Genomic DNA, 11,153 nt, shown 5'->3' on the forward strand with positions numbered 1-11,153 from the left:
TTATTATAAAACTGACTGGTCAGTCATAATGAATAAAAAAAAATTAATATTAACAGTAGCAGAAAAAATAATAAGTGAAAAGGGGTATTCAAATACAACAATTGAGGAAATTACAAAAAGAGCAAAAATCGGAAAAGGAACATTTTATAATTATTTTAAAAACAAAGAAGAACTTTTTTATTTAATAATTAAAGAAGGTCTTGATAATTTAGTAATTGAGATTAAGGACTCAATTGAAGACATTGATGATTTTTTTGAAAGGATAAAAATGGGAATAGAAATGTATTTAAAATATCATCAGAAACACTTTTATTTCTTTAAAATTTTGATTCAAGAAAAGCCATTTTTGAAAAATAAAAAATTTATAAATTTCTGGGAGGACTTTTTTGATAGATGGGATTTTATAAAAAAGGACTTAAAAAAACAGATAGAAAGAAATAAAATAGTAGATATTGAACCAGATGATATTCTTTATTCTCTGCTTGGAATCCTGCATGGGAATATTCATAAATGGCATATAAGTGGAAGAAAATATTGTCTTGTTGAAAAAAAAGATGCTATATTTAATGTGTTTATAAATGGAATAAGGAGGAAATAAAATGAGATACTTTTTAATTATGCTTTTGTGTTTTCCATGTTTTGTTTTTTCTGAGAACTTTTTTACTCTTCCAGATGCAATAAAAGTTGCAATTAACAATAATCTTGAAATAAAAATTTCAGAAGATAAAATAGAGCAGGCATATTATAAAAAAGAAGAAGTAAAAACATATTTTTTCCCAAAATTTACTTCATCGTTTGCCTATACATATTCAGGAGATAGTGAAAAATTTAGGACAGATGATAATTTATATAATCTTTCATTATCATTATCTCAACCAATTTATACTGGAAAAAGAATTAAAGAGACATATGAGATATCAAAAGAAAACCTTGATAATGCAAAATTGGAGTATAATGTTCAACTTCAGAATTTAATTTTTAATGTTAAAAAAGGGTATTTTTCTATATTACAGGCAAATAAATTTTTAAAAACAAGTGAGAGATATAAACAAATGTTAGAAAAACATATGGATGATGCAAAAAAATTATTTGAACAGGGACTTGTAACAAATCTTGATATTTTAAGAACAGAGGTCTCTGTAAAAAATGCAGAAACACAAATAATCCAGGCAGAAAATTTAATCAAAATTTCAAAATCAAATTTTAATTATATCTTGAATAATCCAATAGATAATGAATTTGAAGTTGAAGATGTACTTGAAATAAAAGGAGATAAAAGGGATTATGAATACTGGAAAACACTGGCATTAGAAAACAGACCTGAAATTAAGAGTATGGAAAAACTTTTATCAATTTATAATAGAGCAATAAATGTAGAAAGGAGTAATTTATATCCGCAGGTCTATCTTTTTTACAATTATAATACTGATAGAGGAATACAGGTATCTCCAAATAGTTGGAATCCAAACTGGAATACTGGAATTGCTCTTACTCTTGATATATGGAACTGGGGAGAAACAAAAGATAAAGTAAAGCAAGCAGAAAGTGAAAAAAAACAAGTAGAAAAACAACTTGAAATTACAAAAAAATCAATTGAATTAGAAGTTAAAAACTGTTATTTGAACTTACTTGCTAATGAAAAAAGTATTGAAGAGCGACTTAAACAAATGGAAACAGCAGAAGAAAACTTAAGAGTTGCAAACCTCCTGTACCAGGAAGGGATGGCAACAACAACAGAGGTAATTGAAGCAGCAACTTCTTTGACAGAAGCGACAAATAATTATTCTCAGGCATTATATGATTATCACATTTCTTTTGCTGAACTTGAAAAGGCAAGTGGGAAAGGAGTGGAATAATGAAAAAGAAAATTTTACTTATTTGTATTTTAATTCTTTTTGTTATTGGATTGGGTAATGCAATTGTAAAAAATATAAAGAAAAGAAGAGGTAATGAAGTAAAGGAAGAAGTAGTTAAAATTCCTGTTAAAGTAATGCAGGTAAAAAGAGGAGATGTCAGGGAAGTTGTTTCTGCTTCCGGGGATATTCAGCCATGGTCTCAGGTTACAGTTTTTTCAAAAGTTACAGGACAAGTAGAAAAATTATTTGTTGATAAAGGGTATTATGTTAAGAAAGGTGGACTAATTGCCCAGGTTGACTATAGAAATAATGCTTTAGCAGTAAAACAAATAGAAAATCAATTATCAGCAGCAAGAATAAATTATGAGAATTTAAAGAAGGATTATGAAAGAATGAAGGACTTATTTAACCAAAAAGTTATATCTGAAAAGAAATTGGATGATACAAGAACTGCATGTGAATCCGCCTATCACGAAGTTGAAAGTTTAGAAGCACAACTTGAACTTGCAAAAATAAAATTAGGAGATACAAGAATTACCTCTCCTATAAATGGTGTAGTAGCAGAAAAATTTATTGATGAAGGAGAAATTATAACTGAAGCATCCATGTCAAAAAGTGCTCCTATTGTAACTATCGTTGATATTGATACAGTAAAAATTGTTGTTAATGTTGGAGAAAAAAAAATAAGTAAAGTAAAAAAAGGTCAGTCAGTTGAAGTAAAAGTAGATGCTTATCCTGACAAATTGTTTATAGGTAAAGTTTATAATATTTCACCAATTACAGACCCACAAACAAGAACAACAGAAGTTGAAATTTCTGTTAAAAATCAAAATTATCTTTTAAAACCAGGGATGTTTGCAAGAACAAATATTATTATTACTTCTCATAAAAATGTTATAGTTATTCCTTTTGATGCAATCGTTGAAAGAGAAGGTAAAAAATGTGTTTTTGTTGTAGAGGGTAATTATGCAAAAATGAAAGAAATAGATACTGGATTACAGGAAGTAGACAAAATAGAAGTTACATCCGGATTGACAGAAAATGAAAATTTAATTATTGAAGGGCAAAATACAGTAAAAGATGGAATTGAAGTTATGTTGGTAGAGTAAGCAAAAGCGTAAAGTGTAAAGTGTAAATTAGGGGAGAATAAAAATGAGTATACCAGAAATAGGAGTTAAAAGGCCAGTTACTACTGCTATGATTTTTATAGGTATTCTTATACTTGGCGGTGTTTCTTTGACGCGTTTAGGTCTGGATTTATTACCTGATATTGAAATTCCTTCAATTATGGTTCTTACGACTTACGAAGGAGCAGGGCCTGAAGAAGTAGAAGAAAGAATTACTCGTGTTGCAGAAGAACAACTTGCAACTGTTGATAATCTTGATAAAATTGAGGCATTTTCACAAGAGGGTATGTCAGGTATTACATTAAGATTTAATTGGGGAACAAATTTAGACAATGCAGTCAATGATATAAGGGATAAACTTGACCTTGTTAAGCCAATGCTTCCTGATGAAGCAGATGACCCAATAATTTATAAATTCGATGTTTCTATGATGCCTATATTGGTATATGGAGTAAGTGCTGACCAAACATACCCACGACTTAAAAAACTTCTTGAAGATAATGTTTGTATTCCATTAGAAAGTGTTACAGGGGTTGCGAGTGCAGTTGTTCGAGGTGGACTTGAAAGGGCTATATTGGTTGAATTAGATGCTGAAAGATTGAAGGCATATAACATTTCTATAGCACAGGTGGAAAATGCCATAGTAGCAGCAAACTTATCTACACCAGGTGGACATATAAAAGAGGGTAAATTTGATTATATTGTCAGGGTCCCTGAAGAAATTAAAATAAAAGAAATAGAAGATGTTGCAATAGGTGTTTATAATGGAATTCCAATAAAAATTAAAGATATAGCAGAAGTTAAAGATAGTTTTAAAGAAATAACACAGGAAACACATGTAAATAGGCGGTCTGGAATGACTATAATGATTCAAAAAGAGTCAGATGCAAATACAGTAAATACATGCAGGGCTGTATTTAAAAAACTGGAAGCATTAAAAGAAACATTACCTTCTGATGTAAAATTTTCTCTTGTAAGTGATTCATCAGACCAGATTGTAAAATCAATAAATAATTTAAAAAATTCTCTTATAAGTGGTGGAATACTTGTTATACTTGTTATTTTTTTATTTTTGGGCAATATCCGTTCTTCACTTATTATTGCATGTGCTATCCCAATTTCTCTTATTATTACATTTGTTTTTTTGTATATGGCTGGTTATACAATAAATATTATTTCTCTATCTGCTTTAGCAATTGCTATAGGAATGGTAGTAGATGCATCAATTGTTGTTCATGAAAATATTCACCGTCATTTAGAAAATGGTGAAGAAGTCATAAATTCATGTATTGTTGGTGGTAATGAAGTAGCAGGTTCTATATCTGCTTCTGTTTTATGTATGGTAGCAATATTTTTGCCTATAATGTTCACAGGTGGTCTTACTGCTATTTTCTTTGGTCAACTTGCCTTTGTTTGTTCAGCAGCACTTATTGCTTCTCTATTTAATGCGCTTATGCTTATTCCAATGCTTTCATCTAAATTACTTTCTATACCACAAAAGGAAGATACAAATGGAAAGAAAAAAGGAATTTTGGATAAAATAACTTCTTTTGCTGAGGTATGGTTTAAAAAATTGGATAATGCTTATGGAGACCTATTAAGATGGTGTTTAAGGAATAGAAAAAAAGTTGTATTTGGTAGTGCAACTTTACTTTTTTTAAGTTTACTTCTTGTCAAATTTATTGGAACTGAATTTATTCCTGAAATGGATGAAGGAAGGGTAGCGTTTAAAATTACACTCCCGATAGGAACAAGATATGAAAAGACAGGAGAAATAACAAAAGGGGTAGAAGATATTATATATAAAAATGTCCCTGAAATTCAAACAGGTTTTTCTCGATGGGGTGAAGGTGGCGGAGGACTTTCTTCTCTATTGGGTGGAGAAGAAGGTTCTAATATAGGGAATGTAACTCTTAAACTTATTGACAAAGAAAAAAGAAATAGAACACCAAGACAAATTGCTTATGATATAAAGGATAAACTTAATGTTTTTCCTGATGCAGAAGTAAGATATAATCCTTCATCTATGTCTGCAATGATGTTTGGAGGAGCAAAACCGCTATCAGTAGAAGTGAGGGGATATGATTTTGACCAGGCAAGAACTTTATCTCATAAAGTAGAAGAGATATTGAAAAATACAAAAGGTGTAAGTGATGTAGAAATATCAAGAAAAGAAGGTAGACCAGAATTACAGGTTTTGATAGATAGAGAAAAGGCATCTACACTTGGGCTGAATGTTGCAACTATTTCTCATATGGTAGAGACATCTTTTAAAGGAAAGGTATCAACTTATTATAGAGAAAGTGGAGATGAGTATGATATTGAGGTAAAACTAAGAGAGGAAGATAGAACCAAAAAAGAGAATCTGGAAAATTTGTTTATTACACTTCCTTCTGGCAAAAAAATACATTTAACTGAAATAGCAGAAATAAGAGAAACGGCAGGTCCTTTAAAGATAGAAAGAAAGGGAAGAGAACGAATGGTAAGAGTAGAAGGAGAAATTTATGGAAGGGATTTAGGAAGTGTAGTAAATGAAATTAATGAAAAATTAGAAAAATTACAACTTCCACAGGGTTTTTCTTTTTATTTTGGTGGTGAATATGAAGAACAACAAAAAAGTTTTAGACAACTAACATTTGCTTTGATATTAGGGATAATTCTTGTATTTATGATTATGGCAGCACAATTTGAGTCCATTATTGACCCGTTTGTTATAATGTTTGCTATTCCATTTGCTCTTATTGGAGTTGTTTGGGCATTATTTTTATCAGGTAATACCATTTCTATTTTCTCTTTTATTGGTGTAATTATGATAGTAGGAATTGGCTTGGAAACAGGTATTGTTCTTATAAGTTTTATAAAGGATTTAAGAAAAGCAGGTGTTGAATTACATGAGGCAGTTGTACAGGCAGGGAAATTGCGACTGAGAGCAGTTCTTATGACAACTCTTACTACAATTTTTGGTCTTCTTCCTTTAGCATTATCAAAAGGTGAAGGTGCAGAAATGTGGGTTCCATTGGGTTGGTCTCTTATTGGCGGGCTTCTTGTATCCTTCCTTTTAACTCTATTCTTTGTCCCAATTCTTTATACTATTTATGAAGAAAAGATATTGCAAAGAGGTAAGAAAAAAGCATAATTCTTCATAGTATTGGAAATAAATAACTGGAATGTCCACAAAAATCTTCTCTATTTATTCAAACAAATTCGTTTCAAAATTAACTTTTTGTTAATAATTGTTGACAGATGTGTATTAAAAAGGAAAATAAAAGTATGAGAAAAAAAGAAATAATTGAAAAAGCAATTGAAAAAGTTGCTATGACAAATAATACTCAAATTATAAAAGAGCATGCATGGTCTTTTAATCCCTTTGTTGAAAGATATAGATATTTTGATAAATTTAATAGAGAATATAAAGGCAAAATTACCAAAAATGGGATTATTGTAAAAGTTGTTCCTGTAAGAATAGAAAAGAAACTTAACCTTACTGAAACATTAGAATTTATTGTAAAGGGAGATATTATATATAGAATTACTGATAAAAAAATTATCCTTGAATATGTCAGAGAATTTTTTTATGAGAGGGGATATTGTATATCCTTTCTTAATGAGAAAAAGGGGAAAATGCTGGTTAAAGGAAGAAATATAATAGGATTTTTTGAAAATCAACAATTTGGCGAAATTGAAATAGCAAAAAAAATAAATTTTTGGGAAGTAAAAATAAGAGATGAAAATAAAGAAAAACCATATTTTTGTTCACCTAATTTTCAATTTATTCTAAAATTAAAAAATGAAATAAAAGAAGGTGAGTCCCTTCTAATAAAATATGATGAAGAAGAAATAACATCAACTTCACTTTCACCTTTTGCAATTATAAAAAGGGCTATATATGGATTTAAAAGTCCAAATTTAAGGGCATTTTACTCAGAAGATGGCCTTTTTCCGGAAGTACAACATTTAATAAGATTAAGTGTCCTTGCAAATTTTTCAGCGGCAATTGTAAATGCAAGTATTTTTGTTAGAATTGCAGAACGTCTTAAAGGTAATACCTGGTATACTCTTGCTTCTGGACTTCTTGCTTTTGTCAGAGCGCCTGCTGAAATATATTATATGAAAAAGTCCCTTAAATTGAGTGAAAATCTCCCTTCAACAAAAGTTCAGCAAGTACTTGATTCAGAAAAATTTAAAAGAATTATTGAAAGTAAAGAAATAAGAACATGGAGAAATTTTGAAAGAGAACTTTTTGAGATTTTAAGAAAAAAAGGTATTTCAAATTTTTCAAATGAATATGGGAAAATAAAAAAAGATATAATGGGGTATGTTGAAAGAAATGAAAAGGAGAAAATACTTTCTGTTTTTGAAAAATTCCACTTAACTGATGATGAGAAAGAAAAAATTTCATCTTTTATTAAATTCCTTGTTCCAATATCTTTAAATGATTTTAAAAAGAAAGTAATGGAAGAAATAAAATATTTATGCGAAAACAAAGTTCTAAAAGAAGAAGCAGAAAAAGCGATAGAAGATTATATTGATATGATTTTTGTTTATAATCTTGAGAGATTTACATTTAATAAAAGTTATAAATTACTTTTGGATAAAATAAAACAAGAAGAAAGAACTCCAACAAATGAAGAAATAACATCTCTAATAAATGGATGTAAAAGAGGGATTTTACTATACAGGGTCTCTGACCTTTTTTTATTTTTTTCTCTTTATGCAATTGGGTATTTAGCAAGTTTTTATATTGGACTGCCTGATTTTGCAATTCCCATTTATTATATTTTTAATGGGATGACTGCAAATATTATTGTCGCTGCGCTTAACAGATATGAATCACAGATTAGTCTACAGGTTTTATATAGAGAACTTGATTCTGCTCCAACAATAACCAGTGCTGCGGATGCGTGGAATGAATATAATTCACATCTTATGAGGATATGGGCTATTTTTTCTTCTCTTGGACTTGGACTTGGTATTGCTGGAAAACTTCTGGCGGATAAAACAGGGAATTTTTCGAGATATTTCGTTGAAGGAATTGCCTTTTTTATGTATATACAGGCATTTAGAGAAAGATTATTTTATTATGAAAAACTTGAAAAAAGAAAGAAAAGAGGAGAAGAATAAAAACTTAAAAAAGAAATAAGATGTACCTTAAAACCCCATAGGTTAAAAAGTAATAACTATATTGGCAATAAAATATATTTTAAGGTATAATTAAGAAATGAATAATTACAGAACAGTTTGTTTAATGGGGCTTGATGAAATTCCACTGGATAATTTAAAGGAATTAGAAAATGAATTTTCCTGTCAGATACAAAGAACCAATACCATACCAGAAAAAGGTATTTTGCTCATATTGGATTTGGAAGCACTAAAAGAAAATGTCATTTCTGAAATTAAAAATAAAAATATTCCTTATATTGTTGTGTGTGAATGCGATGAAAAAGAAGTAAGGAGAGTTATAAATAGCGGTGCAATTGATTTTCTTACAAAAGATAAAGAGAAAAATTATATAAAAATTTTTCCCGATTATTTAAAGCATATTCTTTCTCAATTAGTAAAGCAGTTTTATGCAGAAAAACAGGTCTTTTCTAAATGGAGTGAATATGCACTATTTGGTATTTATGTTTTTGGTGAGGACCTAAAATTTAGATATGTCAATCCGGGATTTTTGAAAATGTTGGGATATACTGCTGATGAAATTTATAAAAAACACGATGCTTTAAGTATAATTTATCCAGAAGATAGAGAAATGACAAGAGAGAAAATTAGAGAACGATTTGAAGGAAGAGAAAAAATAGTTGAATATCCAAATAGATTTGTTCATAAGAATGGTGATGTGAAATGGGTTTATATAAAGGGTTTTGTAACAAAGCTTGATGGTGAAAAAGTTATAATAGGCACAGTTTCAGATATAACAGAAATAAAGAAATATCAAGAAGAACTTGAGAAAGAAAAGGCAGAACTTGAAGAAACACTTAGAGAAAGTATTTATGCAATTAACAAAATTTTTGAGGTAAGAGACCCATATACTTCTTCTCATCAAATAAGAGTTGCAGAAATTGCAGAAAAAGTTGCTAAGGAATTAAATTTTAATGAAAAAAGTTTAAAAGAAATCTTATGGGCAGGCCTTTTACATGATATCGGGAAAATTGCAATTCCTTCTGATATTCTTTCAAAACCATCAAAATTAAATGATATAGAATATTCTTTAATACGACTTCATCCTATAACTGGCTATAATATTTTAAAAGAAATACATCAAGTAGGGAAAATAGCAGAAATTGTATATCAACATCATGAACGGCTTGATGGAAGCGGATATCCGAGGGGATTGAAAAAAGATAATATAATTTTTGAGGCGAAATTACTCGCAACTATTGATGTAATTGAAGCAATGGGTTCCCATCGTCCTTATAGAGCAGCAAGAAAGGTAGAAGAGATATTAGAAGAATTAAATTCAGGGAGAGGGAAAAAATACGAACCAATAATCGTAGATAAAGTGATTGAATTGATGAAAAAAGGAGAAATAATTATTACTCCAAAGGAATAACATTTATTTCTTTCCTGCCGTTTTTTGTCAGTATAGATAATACCTCAAATTTGAAAGGAATTTTTATTTTATTTCTTTGTAAGTAATAAGTAGCAACTTTTTGTATATGGTTTATTTTTCTCTTATCAATTGCTTCTTCTGGATATCCAAAGAGAGTTGTATTCCTGGTTTTTACTTCTATAAAAACAATCTCTCCATTTTTCTTTGCAATTATGTCAATTTCACCAAACTTTGTTTTGAAATTTCTATTTAGGATTTTATATTTGTTTCTTTTTAAAAAATTTATTGCTTCTTCTTCTCCGCTTTTTCCTATTTCTATTTTATTCATTTATTTTTATTTCTTAAATAATACATTTTTGCTCTTGGGGCTAAACGATTTCTTTTTCTTGTTTTAATAACTTCTATTTTAACAACATTAGGAGAATACAGAGGAAAAACTTTTTCCACTCCCTCTCCATAAGAAATTTTTCTAACAGTAAATGTTTCTTGTGCACCACTACCTTTTCTTCCGATACATGTTCCTGTAAATATCTGTATTCTCTCTTTTTCTCCCTCTTTTATTTTATAATGTATAGAAATATCATCACCAGGCCAGAATTCAGGAATTTCTTTATTTTTTATTATTTCCTTTTCAATTTCTTCAATTTGTTTATTCATTTCTTCCTCCATATTTTTTATAAATATCAGGTCTTTTTTCTTTTGTTTTCTCAATTGCTTTTTCTTTTCTATATTTTTCTATTTTTTTGTGATTCCCTGATAATAAAATTTCTGGGACTTTCATACCTCTAAAATTTTCAGGTCTTGTATAGGCAGGCCAGTCAAAAATAGGATTATAGAAACTATCAGACACTGGAACTTCTTCTGGTAAGACACCCGGTAGTAATCTTATAACACTATCAACTATAACCATTGCAGGAATTTCCCCTCCTGTTAAAATATAATCACCAATTGAAATTTCATAATCACATATTTTTGTTACCCTTTCATCAACTCCCTCATAATGACCGCAGATTATTATAAGTGATTTCTCTTTGCTTAATTCTTTTGCCATTTCCTGGTTATATAATTTTCCCTGTGGTGTTGTTAAAATAACTTTTGCATCTTTATTTTCTTTTTTTAAAAATTCAACACCATCAAAAATTGGTTGACACATTAAAACCATCCCTTTTCCTCCACCATAAACTTTATCATCAACTTTTTTATGTTTATCTTTTGTAAATTTTCTTAAATCCAATACATTTATTTCAATAATTCCTTTCTCTTTTGCCCTTTTTATAATACTTACATCAAAATAAGTAAAAACATCAGGAAAAATTGTAAGGATATAAATTCTCATTTATCAACATTTGGAGGTATAAATATACCTTTTTTCTTGCAGAGTGATTTAACTGTTTGAGTTGGTATTGCCCCTTTTTCAAACCAGTAGGATATTCTTTCTTCTTTAATTTCAACAATTTCCGGGTCACCAAGAGGGTCATAATGACCAAGTATTTCTTTAACATCTCCTCTGCCATCTTTTTTTCTATCAACTGCAACAATCCTGAAAAATGCCTTATTCTTTTTCCCTGTTCTTACAAGGCGTATTCTTATAGCCATAATTAACTCCTTTTATATTTTTCT

General features: G+C 29.3%; 10 protein-coding genes. 6 read left to right on the plus strand and 4 right to left on the minus strand.

The genetic code is table 11. The features are described 5' to 3' along the window. The 6 genes from PLW95_06770 to PLW95_06795 all read left to right on the plus strand — a co-directional run. The coding region (locus tag PLW95_06770; GenBank protein ID HOV22361.1) for a TetR/AcrR family transcriptional regulator at positions 1-598 on the plus strand (598 nt) is incomplete at its 5' end. 1 nt (position 599) lies between these two features. Next, the gene (locus PLW95_06775) at positions 600-1,856 is read left to right on the plus strand and encodes a TolC family protein (protein HOV22362.1); all 1,257 of its coding nucleotides are present in this window, start codon (positions 600-602) and stop codon (positions 1,854-1,856) included. Then, positions 1,856-2,965 carry an efflux RND transporter periplasmic adaptor subunit gene (locus PLW95_06780; GenBank protein ID HOV22363.1) on the plus strand — a complete coding sequence of 370 codons (1,110 nt, stop codon included), beginning with the start codon at positions 1,856-1,858 and terminating at the stop codon, positions 2,963-2,965. The genes PLW95_06775 and PLW95_06780 overlap by 1 nt, the downstream gene beginning before the upstream one ends. A gap of 43 nt (positions 2,966-3,008) precedes the next feature. Next, a complete protein-coding gene (locus PLW95_06785; GenBank protein ID HOV22364.1) occupies positions 3,009-6,119 on the plus strand; it encodes an efflux RND transporter permease subunit in 3,111 nt (1,036 codons plus the stop codon). A gap of 134 nt (positions 6,120-6,253) precedes the next feature. Further along, positions 6,254-8,104 (plus strand): hypothetical protein, encoded by a 1,851-nt coding sequence (locus tag PLW95_06790; GenBank protein ID HOV22365.1) that lies wholly within the window; start codon positions 6,254-6,256, stop codon positions 8,102-8,104. A 97-nt stretch (positions 8,105-8,201) separates the two neighbouring features. After that, positions 8,202-9,533, plus strand: coding sequence for a PAS domain S-box protein (locus PLW95_06795; GenBank protein HOV22366.1), 1,332 nt, complete (start codon positions 8,202-8,204; stop codon positions 9,531-9,533). Here PLW95_06795 and PLW95_06800 read toward each other — a convergent pair. From PLW95_06800 to rpsP, 4 genes are read right to left on the minus strand one after another with little or no spacing between them, the layout of a single operon-like run. Then, positions 9,517-9,861, minus strand: a complete 345-nt coding sequence (locus PLW95_06800) for a YraN family protein (protein ID HOV22367.1) — start codon at positions 9,859-9,861, stop codon at positions 9,517-9,519. The two genes, PLW95_06795 and PLW95_06800, sit on opposite strands and share 17 nt — an antisense overlap. After that, complete coding sequence (gene rplS / locus PLW95_06805) at positions 9,858-10,190, minus strand: 50S ribosomal protein L19 (GenBank protein HOV22368.1); 333 nt, start codon at positions 10,188-10,190, stop codon at positions 9,858-9,860. Before rplS ends, PLW95_06800 begins: the two co-directional genes overlap by 4 nt. Continuing rightward, entirely contained in the window at positions 10,183-10,869 is a 687-nt protein-coding gene (gene trmD / locus PLW95_06810) for a tRNA (guanosine(37)-N1)-methyltransferase TrmD (protein HOV22369.1), read from the minus strand. Before trmD ends, rplS begins: the two co-directional genes overlap by 8 nt. Next, positions 10,866-11,129, minus strand: coding sequence for a 30S ribosomal protein S16 (gene rpsP, locus PLW95_06815; protein HOV22370.1), 264 nt, complete (start codon positions 11,127-11,129; stop codon positions 10,866-10,868). The genes trmD and rpsP overlap by 4 nt, the downstream gene beginning before the upstream one ends. Positions 11,130-11,153 lie beyond the last annotated feature (24 nt).

This window comes from bacterium (assembly GCA_035370465.1).
Classification (GTDB): Bacteria; Ratteibacteria; UBA8468; order B48-G9; family JAFGKM01; genus JAGGVW01.

What these genes read in the sequence shown, in the direction of transcription:
- PLW95_06775 (HOV22362.1), top strand. Translation starts at nt 600, where the DNA reads ATGAGATACTTTTTAATTATGCTTTTGTGTTTTCCATGTTTTGTTTTT.
- PLW95_06780 (HOV22363.1), top strand. Translation starts at nt 1,856, where the DNA reads ATGAAAAAGAAAATTTTACTTATTTGTATTTTAATTCTTTTTGTTATT.
- rpsP (HOV22370.1), bottom strand. Translation starts at nt 11,129, where the DNA reads ATGGCTATAAGAATACGCCTTGTAAGAACAGGGAAAAAGAATAAGGCA.
- rplS (HOV22368.1), bottom strand. Translation starts at nt 10,190, where the DNA reads ATGAATAAACAAATTGAAGAAATTGAAAAGGAAATAATAAAAAATAAA.
- trmD (HOV22369.1), bottom strand. Translation starts at nt 10,869, where the DNA reads ATGAGAATTTATATCCTTACAATTTTTCCTGATGTTTTTACTTATTTT.
- PLW95_06795 (HOV22366.1), top strand. Translation starts at nt 8,202, where the DNA reads ATGAATAATTACAGAACAGTTTGTTTAATGGGGCTTGATGAAATTCCA.
- PLW95_06790 (HOV22365.1), top strand. Translation starts at nt 6,254, where the DNA reads ATGAGAAAAAAAGAAATAATTGAAAAAGCAATTGAAAAAGTTGCTATG.
- PLW95_06785 (HOV22364.1), top strand. Translation starts at nt 3,009, where the DNA reads ATGAGTATACCAGAAATAGGAGTTAAAAGGCCAGTTACTACTGCTATG.
- PLW95_06800 (HOV22367.1), bottom strand. Translation starts at nt 9,861, where the DNA reads ATGAATAAAATAGAAATAGGAAAAAGCGGAGAAGAAGAAGCAATAAAT.